The sequence below is a fragment of the Exiguobacterium sp. s83 genome (genome assembly GCF_018617095.1).
GTDB lineage: Bacteria > Bacillota > Bacilli > Exiguobacteriales > Exiguobacteriaceae > Exiguobacterium > Exiguobacterium profundum.
In genome coordinates this window covers 1,352,565-1,374,254 of the sequence record NZ_JACSJP010000001.1, presented here as the reverse complement: position 1 = coordinate 1,374,254, position 21,690 = coordinate 1,352,565, and the positions used below count along the sequence as shown (strand labels likewise).

The following is a 21,690-nucleotide window of genomic DNA, read 5'->3' as shown; positions in this document are numbered from 1 at the left end:
ACGTTTAGGGGTAAACAGATGACCATTCATTTTGCCAGGATGACGGGACCAGAAATCGCGAATTATGTGACTTGGTTGATTGACGATTATGCAAAAGATGTCGCGCGCAACTATCAACTTCCGATGGTGTTGGCACAAGAGGAATCGACTCAATTGATTCGGGACCTCTTCCCAGACAATCAACCCGGGGAAGGGCAGACGATTGTTCATGTGATGAACGGAGACACTCGTGTCGGAATTTTGTGGTATGCGTTTCAAGCTGAATCGAAACGCATCTTCATTTATCACATTTTGATTGAAGAGACGTACCGTGGGCAAGGGTATGCGACAGCGGTGTTTGAGAAACTTGAAAAAGTGGTCTCAGAAGAACTTGGCGCAACATCCATTGGACTAAGTGTATTCGGTACGAATCCAGACGCACAGCGATTATATAAACGACTCGGATTCCAAGAAGCGTCCATCGCCATGAACAAACAGTTATGAGAGGAGTCGACATGAAACGTTACTTGAAGTGGCTTTTGGTCGGATTTGGCGTGATTGGGGTGGCGGGGTTGGTATTTGCCTTTTATCGGTCGATGCAACCAGATCCCGATGAGGAAGCAAAAGTGATGAAGATGGCTGAATCATATGTACTCGAGCGATTCAAAGATGCTGAAGTGACAGAGGACGTATTATTCGACAACATGGGAAACTTTCCGTTTGAATATGCGGCGATTGCGGTGGATTCGGTGACGGGAACGGAATTTTATGTTTACGAGAATGAATCGACCGGAGAAATCGTTGATACGTTTCTCTCATCCAAATGGGAAGATGCGGTCACAGAGGTGATTGAAGATTCGATTGATACGGCGTTTGGTGCAGACGTCACCTATGTCGTCCTATATGACGAAGAAAGTATCCGACAACTCGATGTCTCCTCGGCAAATCCAATCGCCTATCAGACAGCCGACGTTTCGCCGACAATCTTATTGACGCTTCATCGGGAGCCGGAAGCCGATGACGAAGAGCGCGTTCGGACGTGGATGTCTGCGTTACAAGAGAACGACATCCTGAAGCGAGCCGAGATTCGTGTTGACTATACCGCTAAAAACGGAGAACTTCTTGATGATGGTACTGGTTTAGATTTATCGTTTTAACAGTAATCCCACTTTCCAATCGGAAAGTGGGATTTGTTCAGTCAAACACTCGACTGATCCAGCGTTTGAAAAAGGGTTGGCCTGATTGTGTCACGCTATGATTGTCGAGCTCTACCTCTTCGATCGCCTCATTCGGAGACCTCAATTGAATCGTCATCTCGTCACCAAGCCCGGTCGTGACACCACTCTCAAATTGAAGATTTCTTGTCACATAAGCATTTGCGTATAGAAGTCCACCTTTTTCGTCCACTTGTACCTCCTGAATCGTATAGTGGAATTGCTCGACCCAATCCCGCTGACCGAGGAGGAGCCGGACGACGTCATCTTCGTGTGACAGTTTCGTTCGCTCGATATTCTCAAGAGGAGTATGCGCTTCAATCGCCTCTCGCTGCGCTTCTAAGATATCTTTGAAGTGATGTGTCGCAGCTTCTGTCGTCCATGCAGCGGAACCTGTCTTTGACTCAGTCGCATAATGGAAAAGAGCAAATCCAATCAAGGCGAATAACGCAAGGACACTTACTCGTTTGAACTGTTTCATCGTCGTGTTCCCTCCATATAAAAGTCGCATCGTAATGTAGTGTCATTTCAGACGATTCACGTGGATGATAGCTACATGCTAAAGGGTATATTTGGTTTAAAATCTTTTTTATGTAATATATTCTTAACATTTAGTAAAAAAAATAGTTTACACTGAACTTGAATACAATGAGGAGGCGATGGTGACGTTAAAAAATCAAATATTCCTCAGTCGTGCAAAGAAAGGCTGGACCCAGCAGCAATTGGCTGATTCAGTCGGAGTAAGTCGTCAAACGATTATTGCACTTGAGAAAAACAAGTATAACCCGTCGCTCATCCTTGCGTTCAAAATTGCGGCGGTACTCGATGAAGAACTACCCGCATTATTTACATATGAGGAGGAGTGAAGATGGATCAAGTATTGCTGTATGGAATTCTTGTCTTGATTGTTGGTGTAATTGTCTCAGAACTTTATAAGGCGAACTTTGAACGAAAAATCGAATCACAAGACGAACGAGGGCGACAGATCGCCTTAAAAGTCAAATCGATTTCTTATTCGATGTTGTCAATCGGTGTCTATGTTGGTGTCGCCCTCGTCGCAATTTTTCAAGTTTTCGATCAATATTATTTCATCTACTTTGTCATGCTTGTCTTTTTCATACAAAGCATCGGATCGTCAATTTATCTTGCTGTGATTCGCAGGACATGACTTATCGACCGGTGATTTGATCCAACCAATTCGCGACCAAGTCCGCGCTGCCATCTTGGAACATAAATATGGATACCCCGACCATCACAAGCCCGACTAAAATCAATCCACCTTGTTTCGCGCTACTTGCAATCCCTCGCACGATGAGGATAATTCCCAACCCAAGCAAAAGAAAGTACCAAAATCCCATGAATATCCCTCCTTTTTCTAATTATTCTCATTTTAGTATGAATCGGTCGAGCAGGCTCTACATACTTAGACTGATTTATCTTTTTAAAAAGAAGGGTACATTACCTCTATGCGAATAATTAGGGGAGTGACCATTATGCGAAAAACGATTGTCATTGCGGGGGCGAGCGGCTATATAGGCTCGAACGTGATGGAGCAGCTGAAGGAAGAGTATGACATCATCGCGTTATCGCGATCGACGAAGAATAAAGAAGATGAGGCCCATATCACGTGGCGTGCCTGTGATTTGTTCTCATACGAAGCAACGAAAGAAGCATGCGAGGGCGCTGATTACGCGATGTTCCTCGTGCACTCGATGATTCCGGACGGCGGCTTGACGCAAGCGACGTTCGAGGACATGGACGCGCTCATTGCGGACAACTTCGCCCGGGCGACGAAGGCGAACGACATCGAACAGATTGTCTATTTGAGCGGAATCATCCCGAAACAAGAGAAGACGTTATCGCGTCATTTGAAGAGTCGACTCGAAGTCGAACGCATCCTCGGCGGACAAGGGGTACCGGTAACAACGATTCGGGCTGGACTGATTATTGGTCCGGAAGGTTCGTCGTTCCCGATTTTAGCGAAGCTCGTCAAACGATTGCCGACGATGATCTTGCCACGTTGGACAAAGACGGAAACACATCCGATCGACATCCGGGAAGCCGTTCAGGCACTCATCTCGGTCGTCGGTGCCGAGTCGCTTTATGACCGTCATATCGACATCGGGGGTCCCGAGGTGATGACGTATCGGAAGATGATCGAGCAGACAGCCGAAGTCATGGACAAGCGTCGCGTCTTGATCGACTTCCCGTTCCCGACAATCAAACTGTCGCGGCTGTGGGTCATGGCGGTCACGGGTGAACCGAAGGCGACCGTCTATCCGCTCGTCGAGAGCATGGGGCACGCGATGGTCGCGGAAGACACGGTCGAAGGTATCGGCCAGGGAGAGATTCCGTTCAAACAGGCGGTCGAACATGCGCTTGAGGAAGAAGAGAAGCAGTCCTCGGGCGGTAAGAAGAAAAAGCAACCGAAATCGTATACGGTCCGTTCGATTCAGCGGTTCGGTCTGCCGGAAGAAAAGTCGGCGCTTTGGATGGCGGACACGTACTTTGAATGGCTCGGTCGTTTTATGTATCCGCTCATTCAGACGACGAAAGAAGATGATGATTGGGAGATTGCGCTGCTCGATCCGTCGTTCGTCGCGCTTCATCTATCGCTTGAACAGGAAGCGACGGACGATATGGCATCCTTTGCGATTGACGGGGGCAAGTTCGTCAAGTTAAGTGAAGAGGATCAGACAGGGCGTCTCGAGTTTAGACGCTTACCGGAGTCGGATGAAGGACTCGTCGCCATCCATGAGTTCGTACCGGCCCTCCCGTGGTGGTTCTATACGAAGACACAGGCGAAAGCCCATCTCGTCGTCATGTGGTTATTCGGTCGTCATGTGAAGTTGCTGGCGAAAGACGCGGAAGATGGCGATCAAGTCGTAGAGGCTCCGACGAATTGAAGGGAGACGCATCGAAAGGTGCGTCTTTTTACTTTACTTTGATGATGTTAGAAGCTACCGTCGGAATGTCATCTCCATTTTGAACGATGAGATATACGTGTTTTGCTTTGAATGGAGTGTCGTACATGAACTTTGCTAAGTCCAAGAGAGAGGTATCAAACTCATTGTGAAAGATGACGGAAAATTCAAAAGTAGAAACTTCAAATAATAGAGATGCATGGGTATAATCCTTTTGAGATTTTTTCAGCATGTTCTTTTTTGTTTCTTCAATGTACGTGGCAGCCTGTTCCTTTAGCTGTTCATAACCTTTTAATCTTGAGATCCACATCCCTTGTTCATTTAAAGCTTGTGCAATTTCCACATCCCGTGGTCCGTTTATGTAAGAACTCACTTCGAACTTTTCTTCGGTCCCATTTGGATGCAGTATGACAAAGTCATAATTTTGATTCCCGATGATGATTTTCGCTTTAGCGTCTTTTGGGAAATAAGGCGAGAGGGAAAATACATAAGCGGGTACAAACTCCTCTTGAAACTCTTTGAATTCTCCTTTGCGTAACCTCGAAATCTTTAAAGCCATGCGGTCGTCCTTCAGTGCTTGAATCACCTCTTCAAAGTAATTTTTCATTTCAGTCGGTGTACGATATTCAGATAAATCTTTTAATATGGCAAACTGTTTTTCCATAGATTATATCTCCTTTGTTACGGAAGGTAATATCAGTTCAATGATTCTAACTTTTATCAGTGTGTGTCTAATGCCTATTGTACCATCTCGTTCTTTGTACATTCTGTTAACGTTTTTCTCAATCCGTTTACAAGCCCTCTTTCCAGGCGTACACTAAACTCGCTTTTGAACTGATTGGAAAGAAGGAATGTATGATGCAAGACTCACTCTCCACGCGTGAGATGTGGCAAAAGGACATCTCGGCCGGGATCACGGTCGGTGTCGTCGCCATCCCGCTCGCCATGGCATTCGCCATCGCCTCAGGCGTCCCGCCGGTGTATGGGCTCTACACGTCCATCTTCGCAGGAATCCTCGTCAGCCTGTTCGGAGGTTCGACGTTCCAGATTGCCGGACCGACGGGAGCGTTCATCCCGATCGTCTCGGGTGTCGTCCTCGCATACGGATATAAGGGATTGCTCGTCACGACCGTTCTCGCCGGAATGTTGCTGCTCCTCATGAGCGTGCTCCGGGTCGGACGGCTCATCCGGTTTATGCCCCGGGCCGTCACGATCGGTTTCACGGCCGGGATTGCCGTCGTCATCTTCGTCGACCAGCTCGATGAGTTGTTAGGGGTCACGTTTGAGAAGGCGCCACATTTTCACGAGAACTTGCTTCGCCTCGGTCAGGCGTTGCCCGAAGCGAGTCCTTGGCCGATCGTCATTGCCGGAATCGGCTTTTTGACGCTTTGGCTCGTCCCGAAGCTGCCGTTCCGTTTACCCCTTTTACTCATGGCGATGCTCGTCCCGACGTTCGTCAGTGTCCTCATCCCGGGTGAGGTCACGACCATCGGAAGTGCCTACGGCGGCATCCCGAGCGGACTGCCGGAATTCAACTGGCTTGCGATCGACCTCGACCTGATCACAACACTCCTCCCGTCCGCGTTCGCCATCGCCTTCCTTGGCGCACTCGAGTCACTTCTTTCGGGAACGGTCGCCGACGGGATGGGGGGGACGAAGATGAAACCGGACAAGGAACTGTTCGGGCAAGGGCTCGCGAACGTGATCACACCGTTCTTCGGTGGGATCCCGTCGACAGGTGCCATCGCCCGGACGGCGACGAACATTCAGGCGGGAGCGGTCAGTCGACGTGCCGGGGTCATCCATGGGATCACGGTGCTCGTTGCGGTTCTCGTCCTCGCGCCGTTCGCGAGTTACGTGCCACTCGCCGCACTCGCTCCGATCTTGATGCGGGTCGCCTGGAACATGTCCGAACGCCATCACGTGATGACGATGTTGCGTCATCGTTCATCCGAATCGCTCGTCCTTCTCGTCACGTTACTATTGACGGTATTCGTCGACTTGGTCGTCGCCGTCGAGGTCGGCGTCATCTGTGCGCTCGCGCTCTTCGCGAAACGAATGGCCGATACGATCGATGTGCGCGAACGGACAGAACGGTACGTCACGCGAGACGGCCAAATCGTCTTCAGTGTCGAAGGCCCGCTCTTCTTCGGTGCGGTCGAGTTGTTCGAGCACGTCCTCCATCACATCCATCGGGAACCGAACGTGTTCATCTTCAACTTTCATCGTTGCCCCGTCATCGACGTGACCGCGGTCGAAGAGTTGCGGCGTGTCATCACCGAACTGAAAGCGGCCGACCGGCACGTCATCTTCGCGCACCTGTCGCCATCGGTCCGCGCGACGCTTGCTCACTATGGGCTACTCGACGGGATCGAGACGTTCGAGACGACCCAAGAAGCGATCGAGGCGTCTTAACGAACGGACAAGATGTCGCCGAACGGGACGCGGCGCACCTCGCCATCGAACAGCTCGACCTCGCGCTCGGCATAATAGATGGCGTGGACGTAGCCGCGCATGCTTGTCGTCAAGCCGTCTACGAACAAGGTCACCTCGACTTGGTCGCCTTCACGGATGGCCCGTTCGAGCTCGGTCTGCCAAAGATAGAGGAGCTGTTCGTCCAAGTCGGGCAGTTCAATCTTTTGGATTTGGGCATAATAACGTTTCAGTAGGGCGACGTGCTCGGGCATGAGAAATGGGATCCATTTCAACTCACCCCGGTCACGATAGCGGGTCTTGCTCATGAGGAATCGCCTCCTTGTTTATGTCCGCCGATTAGACGTTGGCGCGTCCGGAGCGGACTGTCTTTTAGTAGGCTCGACGCCGGTCGGATCGTGCCGCGACCGAACCGGACGTTCAGGCCGTCAATCAAATCGAGGAAGTCGAGCCGTTTCGCCTTCGCCCATTCGTCTTCGAAGAACGATAACTGGACGTGATCGCTCCGTGGCTCGAGCTTGTCGAGAGCGACCGAGACGTAACGGACGGCCTCCGTCTCTTCCCAGCCGTCTAAAAATAGCTGCAATAAGATCGGGAGAAACTCTTGCTCATCCGCTGTGAAGCGGGGGAGCTTCTTTTGTTTACTGAAGCCAGCCCGGTCGCTCGTCCGCGTATAGCGCACCCCGAGATGGATCGTCCCTCCGACGAGTCCCGCTTGCCTGGTTCGCATGCCGACTTCGACCGCGATCGCTTGTAAGACGAGCCGGATTGCGGAATACGTCGTGTAATCTTTCATGAGAGTGATACCGTGTCCGATCGACTTCGGTCGCGTCCGTTTCGCACCGAACAAAGAGCTCGCCGGCAGGATGGTCGGCGACTCGTCGATGCCCCAAGCATGATGCCAAAGTTCTGCACCGATGACACCGAACTTTTCATGAAGGGATTCGAGCGGATAACGGGCCAAATCCCCGATCGTCCAGATGCCGAGCCGCTGCAGGTGGACCGCCATTTTCGTGCCGACACCCCACATCTTCTCGATCGGCGCCGGATGGATGAGCCGTTCGACGTCTTGGAGAAGACACGTGGCGACCCCTTTCTTTTTCGCATGCAAATCGAGGACGAGCTTGGCGAGGACGTTGTTCGGTCCGATGCCGATGGTGACGGGAATGCCCGTATAGCGAAAAATCGTCGCACGCATGAGGTGGGCGACGTGCTCGTCACTTCCGAACAGTCGCTCCGTCCCCGTCATGTCGACGAGCGTCTCATCGATCGAATAGACGCGAATCGCCTCGGGCGGGGCGAACTGATGGAGGATGTGGATGATTTGGATGGAGACGTTCAAATAGTGACTCATCCGCGCCTCGGCATACAAAACGTCCCGTCGTTCGTGCCACGGGAGGCGGTCGATGTGGAAGCGGCGTGACCCGGTCTTGATGCCGAGCTGCTTCATCTTCGGGGTCGCAGCGAGGACGAGTGCCCCGCTGTCCTGCAGGTTCGAGAGGACGACGAGCTTCGTCTGATAAGGATTTTTGTTGCGCGCGGCACACTCGCAACTGGCATAGAACGAGACGCTGTCGATACAAAAGATTCGTCTGCGCATCGTCACCACTCCTTTTTACGAACAAATGTTCTGTTTTTTTTTTCATCGTAACACGGTCTCACGTCATCTCAAATAGTGAATTGAAAATATTTTTACAAATACTTTTTAAAAATTAACCAAAATTTATAGGTTTTCACGTGTCTAAAAACCAACTTTTAGGAAGTTTTCGTAAAAAAGTCTCCGAATTGGTTCGATTTTCGTTATAATAGACGAGTATGTAAGTGATGAATTGATAGAAAGATGGAGGCTATTAGTGTGATCCAATTTGTAAAACAGTTAACGAATGATCAAAGCCGGCGTTTGAAAGCGTACGAACGACGGGTCGCGCGTATTAATGAATTAGAGACAACGATGAAAGCCCTCTCGGATGACGAGATGCGTACATATACGGAGACGCTCAAAGCACGTCTCTTGGATGGAAAGAAAGTGGATGACATCGCGGAAGAAGGGTTCGCTCTCGTCCGCGAAGCGTCAGTCCGTGTGCTCGGCATGCGTCACTATGACGTCCAGCTCATCGGTGGGTTCGCCCTCCTCGAAGGGAACATCTCGGAGATGCCGACGGGGGAAGGGAAGACGCTCGTCGCCGCTTTGCCGAGTTACGTCAAGGCGCTCGAAGGAAAAGGCGTCCACGTCATCACGGTGAACGATTATTTGGCGAGACGTGATGCGGAGCAAATTGGGAAGATTCACGACTTCCTTGGGTTGACGGTCGGCTTGAACGTCCCGGACATCGAAGCGGACGAGAAGCGTTCTGCATATCAGGCGGATATCACGTATGGGGTCGGGACAGAGTTCGGATTCGACTACTTGCGTGACAACCTTGTCCATAAGCCGGAAGAACGGGTCCAACGTCCGTTCCATTTCGCCATCGTCGATGAAGTCGACAGCATCTTAATCGATGAGGCGAAGACGCCGCTCATCATCGCGCAGAAGGACCGGTCACATATCCGCTTGAAACAGTTGGCGCAACAGATCATTTCTGAGTTCGAGGAGACCGACTACGAGGTCGACCTCGAGTCGAAATCTGCGACGTTCACGGAAGAAGGAATCGTCAAGATTGAAGAGCTGTTCGCCATCGACAACCTGTTCAGCGCCTCACACCAGGTGCTCTATCACTATCTCGTCCAGGCGCTCCGTGCGAACGTCTTGTTCGAACTTGACGTCGACTATATCGTGCGTGAAGACAAGATCGAACTCATCGACTTGTTCACGGGACGCATCATGGAAGGTCGGAGCTTGTCAGAAGGGTTGCATCAGGCGCTCGAGGCGAAAGAAGGCGTCACCATCACCGAAGAGAACAAGACGACGGCGGAGATTACGATTCAGCACTATTTCCGCATGTATCCGCTCGTTGGGGGGATGACGGGGACGGCCCAGACGTCGCGCCAAGAGTTCTTGAAGACGTACAACATGGACGTCGTCCAAGTGCCGACGAACCGCGAACGTCAACGTGTCGACCATCCGGATCGCATCTTCATGACGACCGAGCAAAAGTATGCGGCGGTCACTGAGAAAGTGGCAGAACTACATGCGACGGGACGTCCGGTCTTGATCGGGACGACCTCGATCGCACAATCGGAAGCCATCAGCAAGCATTTGAAGAAGAAGCGGATCGAGCATGACGTGTTGAACGCGAAGACGGTCGCTCAGGAAGCCGATATCATTGCGGACGCCGGTCAATTCGGCAAAGTGACGATTGCGACGAACATGGCCGGACGTGGAACGGACATCACGCTCGACGCAAAAGCGAAGGAAGCGGGCGGTCTCTTCGTCATCGGGACGGAGCGCCACGAGTCAAAACGTGTCGACAACCAGCTCCGCGGTCGTTCGGGGCGTCAAGGCGACCCGGGTGCGACCGAGTTCTTCGTCTCGCTCGAAGATGAGATCGTGAAACGTTATGCGGCGCAGAAACTAGAACGCGTGGAGAAGAAGTTGAAGCCGAGTGCGACAGGTGAGGTCTCAACGAAAGATGCGATCGAGATTATCGAATATGCGCAGACGACGATTGAAGGACTCGGCGTCTCGATTCGGGACTACTTGTTCAAACTCGATGACGTCTTGAACGAACAACGGAATATCATCTATACGATTCGTAACCAGGCCGTCAACGCCGATGCGGATGCCATCACGAAAAACGTCCTCGGCATGATGCGTCTCGCCCTCGAGAACAGCATCGATATGCATGTGTCGGATGAACTCGTGCCTGAGGAATGGCCAATCGATGAGTTGAAAGATGATTTACGCTACTTGACGATGCAGGAGCCGACATGGGCAAAAGACATCGCCGATACGCGTGAACTGAAGGATGCTTTAAACGACTGGATGGAGACGATCATCGCTGCGACGGCGTCGCGCCTCGAACAGGACGACATCGTCCTCTTCGCCAAAGAGTCGCTTCTCCGCGCCGTCGACATGAAGTGGACGGACCATTTGACGACGATGAGCGGATTGAAAGAAGGGATCGGGCTTCGCAGCTACGGTCAGGAAGACCCGAGCCGTCAGTTCGGAAAAGAAGGACTGGAAATCTTCGAACAGACGTATATCAATATCGCCCGGGATGTGACGACGGAACTATGCCAGCTCGACCGTTATTTCGCTGAGATGGCAGAGGAGGAAGTATAATGTTAGGATTTCGTAAACGTAAACAGATTGAGACAGGAAATAAAGAGGAAGGGCGCCAATTGACGCTCGTCATCGACGACGCGATGGGGATCCCGAAAGAGGACGAGTACGTCTTCCGTTATCATGCGAAACGACTTCCACCACTTCTCGATAATCAGCTCTCAATTGAGTTATTGAACGTCGAGTCGATCGGGCATGACTTGTCGATCGTGGCGTTGTTCCGCAACACGCTTCCGAGCTCGTTCGAGATCAACGAATTGCCGGTCCTCTTGCTAGACGCGAATAACGTCCCAATCGGACGGAAGGTCCTCGGACGTTCTGAACTGCCGAGCTTTGAGGCGTGGACGAGCAAGCCGGTTTATTTGGACTTCTTCTTGGATGAGATGTTCGGGGAAGTGGAGTCGTACGACTCGCTCCGACTCGTCTTCCAAATGAACCCGATTGACCCGCTTCAGCCCGTGTCACCGGGAGAAGAGACGAAGTTCTCGACACGTGCATGGCAACAGCTCATGCGGACGAACATCTCGACGCCGCCAGTCGGGGAGAACGAGTTCAACTTGATGCTCGTATCGGTGGAGAAGGAAGAGACGGACGTCACGGCGACGATTCTCCTTCGCAACGGCTACGACCGCCATTTGAACGTCGAGAAGCTCCCGCTTGAACTCGTGAGTGGGGAGGACGTGGTCGGCTTCACGATGATTCGTCTTGAAGAGCCGGTTCACGGGAAACATGCGTACCCGGTATCGGTCACATTTGAAGAAATTGAAGGCGATGGACCGTTCACTGTTCGTATCAAACAATAATAGGAGGATAGACCTAATTTTTGTAAAGGAAATTAGGTCTATTTTTATACAAAATTTTAATAGGAGGGAAAGACGGCTGGTGTTATATTGAATATGGTTAGACAATTATCAACCAAAAAAAGGGGACAATCACATGAAAACCGCATTGAAATGGTCGATCGCGACCGCGCTCGTGTTACCAACCGTTTTGCCACTACAGGCACCGAACGTCTTGGCAGAAGTGGACGAGGATATCGTCAAGCTCCGTTTCTTAGAGACGACAGACTTACATACGAACATCACGAACTACGACTACTTCCAAGACAAGATCGACAACACAATCGGGTTGACGAAAGTCGCGACACTCATCAAGGAACATCGTGGAGCCGCTGGGGAAACGAACACATTCTTGTTCGATAACGGGGACACGATTCAAGGGACACCGTTTGGCGATTACGTCCGTGAGAGCCAAGTCGATAAAAATGAAGCGTTCGAACATCCGATGTACAAGGCGATGGCGGCACTCAACTACGATGCCGTCACACTCGGGAACCATGAATTCAACTTCGGTCTCGCATTCTTATACAACGCGATGGAAGGGTCGAAAGGGAAACTGCGTTTTGTCAACTCGAACGTCAAAGATTTAGAAGGCAACCCAATCGTCTCGAAGTTCAACGTGGATGGACAAGAGGTCCAAATCATCGAACGAACGGTCACAGACTTGGATGGGGAAACGCATACGATCAAAGTCGGCGTATTCGGAGTCGTCCCTCCGAAAATCATGTCATGGGATTCGGGGAACCTTCAAGGCCGTGTGACGGCAGAGGATATCATCCCGTCCGCACGTGAAGCGGTTCAAAAATTGAAAGACCGGGGAGCGGACGTCGTCGTCGCCCTCGCGCACTCAGGCATCGGTGACAGTGCGGCGCTCGCGGACGAACAACTCGACAGCGAAGAGAACGTCGGATACGCGCTCACGAAGATTGACGGACTCGACATGGTCATGACGGGGCACCAACACGGTCGCTTCCCGGATGCGAAAGGCATGTTCGCCTCATTCCCGAACGTCGACATGACAAAAGGGACGATCAATGGCAAACCGGTCGTCATGGCGAACAACCAAGGGAAGGACCTCGGCGTTATCGACTTCGAACTTGAACTCGTAGAAGGGAAATGGCAAATCGTCGATGCGTCAGCAGCACTCGACACGGTGAAGGAAGATACGGCGGTCGACCCGACGATTCAAGCGTTGATCGAAGACGACCACTTGGCGACAATCGACTACATCAACCAACCGGTCGGTGAGATTCAAGATGACATCCAGAGCTACTTCGCACTCGTCCGTGATGATGCATCGGTTCAGTTCGTGACGAACGCACAGAAGTGGTATGTCGAGAAAGAGCTTGAAACGAACCCGGAACTTTCTGCATATAAAGAGTTGCCACTCTTGTCAGCAGGCGCACCGTTCAAAGCGGGTGGACGTGAATTGACAGATGCAAGCTACTATACGAATATCCCGAAAGGGCAAATCGCTTTGAAAAACGTCGCGGACCTTTACGTGTATCCGAACACGCTCGAAGTCGTCAAAGTGACAGGAAAAGATGTCATGGATTGGCTCGAGATGTCAGCGGGTGCGTTTGACCAAATCGAAGAAGATGGCGAAAACTTGCTCAATCTTCAATTCCGTAGCTACAACTTCGATATTCTCGACGGTTTGACGTATGAGATCGATGTCACAGGTCCTGCGAAGTTCGATGTCGGCGGAAAGCTCGTCAACGAAAACGCGAATCGCGTGAAGAACGTCGAGTACAATGGACAACCGATCAAGATGGACCAAGAGTTCTTAGTCGCGACGAACAACTATCGCGCAGGTTCTTCATCGTTCCCAGGCCTTGGTGGCGGGAAGAACATCGTCTATCGCTCAGCGTATGAGACACGTAACGTCATCTCGGACTACATTGTCGAAAGTAAAGACAAGTTGGACTACAAAGCCGACAACAACTGGAAGATTGTCGCAGACGCGAAGCGATCGGTGACATTTGAGACAGCGGATGCAGGGAAGCAGTACTTGAACCTTTACGAAGGAATCGAAGCGACGGACGCGACCCGTCAAGATGCGGCAGGTCGTCTCTTCCGCACTTATACGACGGAGCTCGAGGCAGTACCAGTTGATTTGACGCTCTCGGTCGATGTCATCAAACCAGGTGCGAAAGTCGTGACCGGGAAGACGGCGCCAAATGCGAACGTGACATTAAAAGATGGCCAAACGGTTCTCGCCACGACGACAGCCGATGCAGAAGGCATGTACCGTTTGACGGTCAAACCGCTCAAACTCCGTCAGTCATTGACGATTGAAAGCGAATTGAACGGGAAGACGATGACGGAAACGAAAGTCGTCGGAGACGGATTTGTCGGAGCGCCTGCCATCTCGAAACGTTTGACGTATGCCAATACGCCAGTACTGAAGGGAACGTCTTCGCCAGGTGCGAAAATGGTGTTGAAGCGGGACGGAAAACGAATCGCCTATGCGACGGCAGACGCATCTGGTAAATTCGAATTCACGAAGCGTGCTGGTTTCGTTGCGGCAAGCTATGAAATCGAAGCGAAAGATGTTTCTGGTAAAGTAGTTGAATCCGAGTCATTTGTGATTGAGAAACCTAAGATGGTGACGCCGAAGAACACGAAAGGCGTGAAAGCGGGTACGCGTGCCTTGATCGGGAAAACGACACCAGGCGCGACGGTCCTCTTGAAAGACGCCAAAGGCAAGCAAGTCGCAAAAGTGAAGGCGAGCTGGGCTGGTACGTATACGTTCACATTCAAAAAAGGCCTTGCGAAAGGGACGTACAAAGTCATCGCGAGTGACTACGATGGTTCTGGCGCAAAACAATCAACTTTCAACTTGAAATAAGTACAGAACGACGTCCGAATCGGGCGTCGTTTTTTGTCGAATAAAAGTGTCTAAAATGTGAATGAAAGCCCTTACATTATCATCTAGTCTTATGTATAATCAAACATGTAATCGGTTACATGACACGTGTAAACCGAAGAGCCGATGGGGTTCGGCTACATATGTACGGAAAAGGGGACTGACAGATGATTACATTCTTCGTCGCACTCGCACTACTTTTGGTCGGGTATTTGGTATATGGTCGTTACGTCGAGAAGACGTTCGGCATCAAGGAAGAGCGGACGACTCCTGCCTATGCGTCTCAGGACGGCATCGACTACGTGCCGATGGGCAAAAAACGGAACTCGATGATTCAATTGCTCAACATCGCCGGTGTCGGACCAATCTTTGGACCGATCATGGGGGCGCTCTACGGACCGGTCGCCTTCCTTTGGATCGTCTTCGGATCGATCTTTGCCGGTGCGGTTCATGACTATTTGACAGGAATGATTTCCCTTCGAAACAATGGGGCACACTTGCCACAACTAGCGGAGAAGTTCCTCGGACGTTCGCTCCGCCATATCGTCAACGGGTTTGCACTCTTACTCTTACTTCTTGTCGGGACGGTGTTCGTCACGTCTCCGAGTAACATGATCAACAACTTGTTCGATGGGAACGCATCGACGCTCACCATCGTCATCTTCGCCGTATTCGCTTACTACATCTTGGCGACGCTTCTCCCGGTCGATAAGATTATCGGACGTATCTACCCGTTCTTCGGGGCGCTACTCGTCATCAGTGCCATCGGGATTGCGGTCAGCTTGTTCGCTCAAGGATACAAGATTCCAGAGATGACATTGACGAACATGCATCCGGACGGCTTACCGATCTGGCCGCTCCTCTTCTTCACGATCTCGTGTGGGGCGCTCTCTGGTTTCCATGCGACACAGTCACCGATCATTTCGCGGACGACGATGAAAGAAAGCAACGGTCGTGAAATCTTCTACGGCATGATGATCGCCGAAGCGGTCATCGCGATGATTTGGGCTGGAGCGGCGATGGCCATCTTTGAGCCGGGTGAATTACTTGGACTCATCAGTGCGGGCACTCCGGCACTCGTCGTGCAAGAAGTGGCGACACTCATGCTCGGCAGCATCGGCGGCACGCTCGCGATTCTCGGAGTCATCGTCTTACCGATCACGTCAGGCGATACGGCATTCCGTAGCGCCCGAATGATTATCGCGGACTACATGTCGATCGCACAGAAGAAGTTCTCGTCACGTCTTTGGATCGCACTCCCACTCTTCGCAATCTCATACGTGCTCACGAACATGGACTTCCAAATGCTTTGGCAATACTTCAACTGGGCGAACCAGACGACGGCGGTCATCGCACTGTTCGTCGGGGCGATGTACCTTTACATTAAAGGGCGCAATCACTATATCGCGCTCCTTCCGGGGACGTTCATGTTGTATGCGGTTTGGTTCTACATCTTGACGGCGCCAATCGGCTTCAAGCTGGACGGAGTTCTTCCGTACGTCATCTCGACACTCGGCACGTTGACGCTTCTCGTCTTGTTCCACAAACGGGCACGCGCGATGCGAGCAGCACAAATGGAATGTGACGTTCCGGTGAAAGAAGTCGCATAATCTCGACACGGGCTAATCGGTAGCCCGTGTTTTTGATTGTGTTTAAATCGGGAAATGTCCATACTAGAAAGAACAGTTACGGAAGGTGGGAGCACATGAAACAAGAACAACTCAAAGAGATGCTCCATGCCGACACGCTCGGGGAAGAGATTGCGAGCGCGGTCACGCACGGCCTGGGAGTCATCTTCAGCATCGTCGCCCTCGTCCTGCTCGTCATGAGCGCGACAGAGAGTGGGAGCACATGGAACGTCACCGCGGTCAGTGTGTTCGGGGCATCGATGATTTTACTCTATCTCTTCTCGACGCTCATGCACGCCATTCCGCATCCACGGGCGAAGCGGGTGTTGCAAGTGTTCGACCATGCGGGGATTTACTTACTCATCGCCGGAAGTTATACGCCGTTCGCCCTCGTGACTCTTCACGGGACGCTCGGCTGGACGTTATTCGGGATCGTGTGGGGTGTGGCAATTCTCGGGATTGTGTGGAAACTATTTTCGACCGGAAAGTACATGTGGGTGTCCAATGTGACATACCTCGCACTTGGCTGGATCTGCATCATCGCCATCCGTCCGTTGTATGAATCACTCGGTCATCAAGGGTTCATGCTTCTTCTCGCAGGAGGGATCGCCTATTCGGTCGGTATCGTGTTTTACGTGTGGCAAAAACTGCCGTTCAACCATGCCATTTGGCACTTGTTCGTCCTAGCGGGAAGCGTGTTCATCTTCCTCAGTATTTTACTCTATGTCGCACCTTCGACAAGCCTATAAGACAGCCGTCCTACGGGACGTCTGTCTTTTTTGAAAAGTTGGGAAGAAAGTGCTGCAAACGGTTACAAAAATACAGACGAAATGACGTTTGTGTGTCATAATAATTGCAGACATCATCATAGAGATAGATGGGTGTAAAAGTAAGGGGGAAAATCAGATGGAAAAAGTGTTGCGCGATGGATTTATCTACATGTCACAAAACAAAACACTCAACAGTTTGGCAAAGAAATATGGCCTACGATTTGGTGCATCACGCTTTGTAGCAGGGGAAGACTTTAAGGCTTCTGTCCCGACGATTCGCGAATTGAACGCGAAAGGGTTGTCGGTCACGGTCGATCATCTCGGGGAATTTATTAAGACGGTCGAAGAGGCGAATACGAATCGCGACGAGATCATGCGTGCGATTGAAATTATGGCAGAAGAGCAATTAGACGCCTATATGTCACTCAAGCTGACGTCACTCGGATTCGATATCTCGGACGAGTTGATTGAAGACAACATGCGTCAAATTTTGACGGTCGCACAACGAGTCGGGGTCTTTGTGGCCATCGATATGGAAGATGAGCAGCGTTGTGAAAAGACGCTCGAATTGTTCAAAAAGCTGAAAGCTGAATTCGACGGTCTCGGAACGGTCATCCAGTCGTACTTGTACCGCTCGGAAGATGACATCAATCATCTTGCGCCGCTCAAGCCGAACCTCCGCATTGTCAAAGGGGCATATAAAGAGCCGGCGACGGTCGCGTTCCCTGAAAAAGAGGACGTGGACCATAACTACGTGAAGCTCGTCAAACTCCATCTTGCGAACGGGAACTACGCATCCATCGCGACACACGATGACCATATGATTGACGCCATCATCGAGCACGTCAAAGAGAACAACATTCCACTCGACCAGTTCGAGTTCCAGATGTTATACGGCATCCGCGTCGAGCGTCAACTCGAGCTCGTGCGCCAAGGATACAAAGTCCGTGTCTACGTGCCATACGGTCGTGACTGGTACGGTTACTTCATGCGCCGTCTCGCAGAGCGCCCGGCAAACGTGGCGTTCGTGTTAAAGGGAATGGTGAAGAAATAAAATGAGCACGAACATTCGTCGAGGATGTTCGTGCTTTTTGATGTATGGATAACGTCGATACATTCGGTCTTCTATGTAGCGGAGGTGTTACGATTTCTTGTTCTCGTCCTCACTTACCCAAAAATCTGGACCGATTTGATCGGACAGCCAAAAGAAAAGTTCTTGATGTTCTTCTGGATGAACTGCACAAAAAGAAGACTCAGCTACGAACTGAGTCTTCGAACAATTATCCATTAATCACGGTTCCACCATTTACGTGGATGACTTGACCACTGACGTATGTCGAATCATCGCTTGCGAGATAGACATACGCCGGTGCGAGTTCGGCCGGTTGCCCCGGTCGTTTCATCTCTGCTGAATCGCCGAACGATTTCACCTTCTCCGCGTCAAACGTTGACGGGATGAGCGGTGTCCAAATCGGTCCCGGGGCGACCCCGTTGACGCGAATCTTCTTGTCCGCCAAGTTTTTGGCGAGCGAGCGGGTGAATGCCGTGATGGCACCTTTCGTCGATGCATAGTCAATCAATTGGTCGTTTCCTTCATAGGCTGTGATCGAGGTCGTATTGATGATGCTCGCTCCTTCTTTTAAGTAGGGGAGCGCTGCTTTCGTTAAGTAGAACATGCTGAAGATATTCGTGCGGAACGTCTTCTCGAGTTGTTCATCTGATATATCGAGGAGCGACTCCTGTGGATGTTGTTCGGCAGCGTTATTGACGAGGATGTCAATCCGACCGAACGTCTCGAGCGTCTCTTCAACGACTCGTTGACAGAAAGAAGATTCGCCGAGGTCGCCTTGAAGCAAGAGACAGGCTTGACCTAAGTCCTCAATCCGTTCTTTCGTCGCTTCCGCGTCCTCGAGTTCGTTTTGGTCTTTATAGACGATGACGGAGTTCGCACCTTCGTGGGCGAAAAAGATGGCGACCGACTTTCCAATTCCGGAATCCCCACCGGTGATGATGGCGACCTTATCTTTTAACTTGTCACTACCTTTATAATCTTCCCGTTCATAGATCGGGAAAGGCTCCATCTTCGAATCGATTCCCGGTTGGTGTGCCTGTTCTTGGGCTTTCTTCTTAAACGACTCAAAGTCCTTTCGGCTACCGACAGTGTTTAAACGATTATCATGCATGTATACATTCCCCTTTCTGAATTTGACTCTTTTTGTCTATACCACACCCATTGAAAACTAATCGCTCATTCAAAAAATGGAATGAAATTGAAAAATGAACGCTTGCGAATGAATGTTCATTCATTTATGATAGAAGAGTAAACACGATGGTGATTGCGATTTTTTTTACGCGTGAAATGAATCACTATTCATTCTCATTTTAGGGGGGAACACTATGACGAGTCACATCGAACAATCAACCGACCTCCGTTTGACGAACTCAATTCGTTTTGCGGTCGTCATCGGTTCAGGAGTAATGGGGGCGGGGATTGCGGCTCACTTGGCGAACGCGGGGATTCGTTCGCTCATGCTCGACATCGTACCACGTGAATTGACATCTAAAGAGGAAGCGAAAGGGTTGACGCTGGAGTCACCAGAAGTACGCAATCGCATCGCCTCAGAAAACCGTCAAAAACTACTGAAACAAAATCCAGCACCACTTGCGACAGCCGATCATCTCAACTTCATCGAAGTCGGGAACTTAGAAGATGACTTAGAGCGTTTGAAAGAAGCGGATTGGGTCATCGAAGTCGTCGTCGAACGTCTCGATGTGAAGCAACAACTCTTCGAGAAGATTGCACCTTACATCCGTGAAGATGCGATTCTCAGCTCGAACACGTCAGGGATTTCCATCGAAGCGATGGCAAGTGCCCTTCCGGAAGGATTGAAATCACGCTTCCTCGGGACACACTTCTTCAACCCACCACGTTACTTGAAGTTGCTCGAACTCATCCCGACGGAGAAGACAGCCCGTCCGGTCATCGACTTCATGTCACGTTTCGCAGAAGACCGTCTCGGCAAAGGTGTCGTCGAAGCAAAAGACACACCGAACTTCATCGGGAACCGGATTGGGACATATGGTCTTCTCGTCACGTTTGAAGAGATGCTCAAACAAAACGCTTCAATCGGAGAGATGGACTCGATCACAGGTCCACTCATCGGTCGTCCGAAATCGGCGACATTCCGCACACTCGATGTCGTCGGAATCGACACGTTCGTCCACGTGGCGGGTAACGTCTACGAGACGCTCGAAGCTGGGGAAGAGAAGGACGCGTTCGACGTCCCTTCAGAAATGAAGCAACTCGTCGAAAAAGGCTGGATCGGACAAAAGGCCGGTCAAGGCTTCTATAAGAAAGAAGGCAAGGTCATCCAGGAGTTGAACCTTCAGACGTTCGAATACGAACAATTGAAAGCGATTACAGGTCCTGAGCTCGATCAAATCAAGTCACTTCCAGGCTCAAAAGCGAAATTGAAAGGTGCCATCTTGAACAAAGGTCGCGTCGGACAATTGCTCTGGCCAATCACGGCGAAGACGCTCGCTTACTCGGCACGTCTCACTGGTGAGATTGCCGATACGATCGTTGCGATTGACGATGCGATGAAGTGGGGCTTTGGTTGGAAATTCGGACCGTTCGAGATGTGGGATGCCCTCGGTGTGGAGAAATCAGTCGAGCGTATGAAAGCGGAAGGCTATGACGTCCCGGCATGGATCGATGAGATGCTTGCTGCAGGCAACACGTCATTCTATAAGGGAGACCAGTATTACGATAAAGCGTCGAAGGCGTATGTCGAGAAGACCGTCAACCCGAAAGAATTGAAACTCAAGCCGCTCGCAAAATCAAACGGCATCATCCTAGAGAACGGTGGGGCACGCCTCGTCGATATCGGCGATGACGTCGTCGCACTCGAATTCACATCACCAAACAACGCGATCGGTGTCGACATCATGCAGATGATCGAACAGTCGATCGACCGCGTCGAGCAAGACTTCAAAGGAATGGTCCTCGCCAACGATGGCAAGAACTTCTGTGTCGGAGCCAACCTTGCGATGATGCTCATGGAAGCAGAAGACGAGAACTGGTTCGAACTCGATTGGATCATCAACAAGTTCCAACAAGTCGTTCAAAAGATTCGTTATTCAAGTCGCCCGGTCGTTGCCGCACCATACGGCATGACGCTCGGTGGTGGTACGGAAATCAGCTTACCGGCAGCCCGTATGCAAGCCGCGCTTGAGACATATATGGGTCTCGTCGAAGTCGGTGTCGGCCTCATCCCTGGTGGAGGCGGAAACGTCAACACGTACCGTCGTCTCCTTGAGCAGACACCAAAATCGATGCAAAACATCGAGAAGGCTGCGCAACAGACATTTGAGAACATTGCGATGGCGAAAGTATCGAAGTCGGCATTTGATGCGAAGACACTCGGTTACCACCGTGCGGTCGATGGCATCTCGATGAACCGTGACCACTTGACGTTCGATGCGAAACAGACGGTCCTTGAACTGGCTGACGGGTACACGGCACCGGTTCGTGAAAAGTTACCGGTCGTCGGTCAAACAGGGAAAGCGACGCTCGAACTCGCGGCGTATGAAATGTTCTACGGCGGTTATATTTCAGAGCATGATTTGAAGATTGCGAAGAAACTCGCGCACGTCATCAGTGGTGGCGATTTGGCATACGGTACGCTCGTCGATGAACAGTATTTCCTCGACATCGAGCGTGAAGCCTTCTTGAGCCTCATCGGGGAGCCGAAGTCACAACAACGGATGCAACATATGCTCGTGAAAGGCAAACCACTACGGAACTGATAA

Annotated in this window: 19 protein-coding genes; 13 read left to right on the top strand and 6 right to left on the bottom strand. The window is 51.1% G+C overall.

The features are described 5' to 3' along the window. The first annotated feature begins 18 nt into the window (after positions 1-18). Both KNO73_RS07070 and KNO73_RS07065 read left to right on the top strand, forming a co-directional pair. Complete coding sequence (locus KNO73_RS07070) at positions 19-483, top strand: GNAT family N-acetyltransferase (RefSeq protein ID WP_214683883.1); 465 nt, start codon at positions 19-21, stop codon at positions 481-483. Positions 484-494: 11 nt separating this feature from the next. Continuing rightward, complete coding sequence (locus tag KNO73_RS07065; protein WP_214683884.1) at positions 495-1,136, top strand: hypothetical protein; 642 nt, start codon at positions 495-497, stop codon at positions 1,134-1,136. 37 nt (positions 1,137-1,173) lie between these two features. On the opposite strand, the gene KNO73_RS07060 is transcribed toward KNO73_RS07065, so the two are convergent. Further along, positions 1,174-1,704, bottom strand: a complete 531-nt coding sequence (locus tag KNO73_RS07060; protein WP_215112243.1) for a hypothetical protein — start codon at positions 1,702-1,704, stop codon at positions 1,174-1,176. A 148-nt stretch (positions 1,705-1,852) separates the two neighbouring features. Here KNO73_RS07060 and KNO73_RS07055 point away from each other — a divergent pair, with 148 nt between their 5' ends. Beyond that, the gene (locus tag KNO73_RS07055) at positions 1,853-2,059 is read left to right on the top strand and encodes a helix-turn-helix transcriptional regulator (protein ID WP_012726890.1); all 207 of its coding nucleotides are present in this window, start codon (positions 1,853-1,855) and stop codon (positions 2,057-2,059) included. Between the two features lie 2 nt (positions 2,060-2,061). Next, the gene (locus KNO73_RS07050; RefSeq protein ID WP_078147289.1) at positions 2,062-2,361 is read left to right on the top strand and encodes a hypothetical protein; all 300 of its coding nucleotides are present in this window, start codon (positions 2,062-2,064) and stop codon (positions 2,359-2,361) included. A 1-nt stretch (position 2,362) separates the two neighbouring features. Here the strand turns inward: KNO73_RS07050 and KNO73_RS07045 are convergent, their stop codons facing one another. Then, complete coding sequence (locus tag KNO73_RS07045; protein WP_012726888.1) at positions 2,363-2,551, bottom strand: hypothetical protein; 189 nt, start codon at positions 2,549-2,551, stop codon at positions 2,363-2,365. 135 nt (positions 2,552-2,686) lie between these two features. Between KNO73_RS07045 and KNO73_RS07040 the strand changes: the two genes are divergently transcribed. Then, positions 2,687-4,099, top strand: coding sequence for an NAD-dependent epimerase/dehydratase family protein (locus tag KNO73_RS07040; protein ID WP_214683886.1), 1,413 nt, complete (start codon positions 2,687-2,689; stop codon positions 4,097-4,099). 28 nt (positions 4,100-4,127) lie between these two features. Here KNO73_RS07040 and KNO73_RS07035 read toward each other — a convergent pair whose 3' ends face one another. Continuing rightward, on the bottom strand, positions 4,128-4,781 hold the full coding sequence (locus KNO73_RS07035) for a hypothetical protein (protein WP_214683887.1): 654 nt from the start codon (positions 4,779-4,781) through the stop codon (positions 4,128-4,130). A 194-nt stretch (positions 4,782-4,975) separates the two neighbouring features. Between KNO73_RS07035 and KNO73_RS07030 the strand changes: the two genes are divergently transcribed. Next, entirely contained in the window at positions 4,976-6,532 is a 1,557-nt protein-coding gene (locus KNO73_RS07030) for a SulP family inorganic anion transporter (RefSeq protein ID WP_251024867.1), read from the top strand. On the opposite strand, the gene KNO73_RS07025 is transcribed toward KNO73_RS07030, so the two are convergent. Together KNO73_RS07025 and KNO73_RS07020 are read right to left on the bottom strand one after the other, a co-directional pair. Then, a complete protein-coding gene (locus tag KNO73_RS07025) occupies positions 6,529-6,858 on the bottom strand; it encodes a YolD-like family protein (RefSeq protein WP_078147286.1) in 330 nt (109 codons plus the stop codon). The two genes, KNO73_RS07030 and KNO73_RS07025, sit on opposite strands and share 4 nt — an antisense overlap. Next, positions 6,855-8,150, bottom strand: a complete 1,296-nt coding sequence (locus tag KNO73_RS07020) for a Y-family DNA polymerase (protein ID WP_214683889.1) — start codon at positions 8,148-8,150, stop codon at positions 6,855-6,857. Before KNO73_RS07020 ends, KNO73_RS07025 begins: the two co-directional genes overlap by 4 nt. A gap of 255 nt (positions 8,151-8,405) precedes the next feature. On the opposite strand from KNO73_RS07020, the gene secA2 reads away from it, so the two are divergent. From secA2 to KNO73_RS06990, 6 genes are all read left to right on the top strand, one after another. Then, entirely contained in the window at positions 8,406-10,772 is a 2,367-nt protein-coding gene (secA2, locus tag KNO73_RS07015) for an accessory Sec system translocase SecA2 (RefSeq protein WP_214683890.1), read from the top strand. Continuing rightward, entirely contained in the window at positions 10,772-11,575 is an 804-nt protein-coding gene (locus KNO73_RS07010; RefSeq protein WP_047795105.1) for an SLAP domain-containing protein, read from the top strand. Before secA2 ends, KNO73_RS07010 begins: the two co-directional genes overlap by 1 nt. A gap of 133 nt (positions 11,576-11,708) precedes the next feature. Further along, the gene (locus KNO73_RS07005) at positions 11,709-14,462 is read left to right on the top strand and encodes a bifunctional 2',3'-cyclic-nucleotide 2'-phosphodiesterase/3'-nucleotidase (RefSeq protein WP_214683891.1); all 2,754 of its coding nucleotides are present in this window, start codon (positions 11,709-11,711) and stop codon (positions 14,460-14,462) included. Positions 14,463-14,647: 185 nt separating this feature from the next. Beyond that, entirely contained in the window at positions 14,648-16,090 is a 1,443-nt protein-coding gene (locus KNO73_RS07000) for a carbon starvation CstA family protein (RefSeq protein WP_078147282.1), read from the top strand. Between the two features lie 95 nt (positions 16,091-16,185). Next, positions 16,186-16,857, top strand: a complete 672-nt coding sequence (gene trhA / locus KNO73_RS06995) for a PAQR family membrane homeostasis protein TrhA (protein WP_012726872.1) — start codon at positions 16,186-16,188, stop codon at positions 16,855-16,857. 157 nt (positions 16,858-17,014) lie between these two features. After that, positions 17,015-17,932 (top strand): proline dehydrogenase family protein, encoded by a 918-nt coding sequence (locus KNO73_RS06990; protein WP_078147281.1) that lies wholly within the window; start codon positions 17,015-17,017, stop codon positions 17,930-17,932. Positions 17,933-18,158: 226 nt separating this feature from the next. On the opposite strand, the gene KNO73_RS06985 is transcribed toward KNO73_RS06990, so the two are convergent. After that, positions 18,159-19,061 (bottom strand): SDR family oxidoreductase, encoded by a 903-nt coding sequence (locus KNO73_RS06985; protein WP_214683892.1) that lies wholly within the window; start codon positions 19,059-19,061, stop codon positions 18,159-18,161. Positions 19,062-19,275: 214 nt separating this feature from the next. Between KNO73_RS06985 and KNO73_RS06980 the strand changes: the two genes are divergently transcribed. Continuing rightward, the gene (locus KNO73_RS06980; protein ID WP_214683893.1) at positions 19,276-21,687 is read left to right on the top strand and encodes a 3-hydroxyacyl-CoA dehydrogenase/enoyl-CoA hydratase family protein; all 2,412 of its coding nucleotides are present in this window, start codon (positions 19,276-19,278) and stop codon (positions 21,685-21,687) included. The last annotated feature ends 3 nt before the right edge of the window (positions 21,688-21,690 follow it).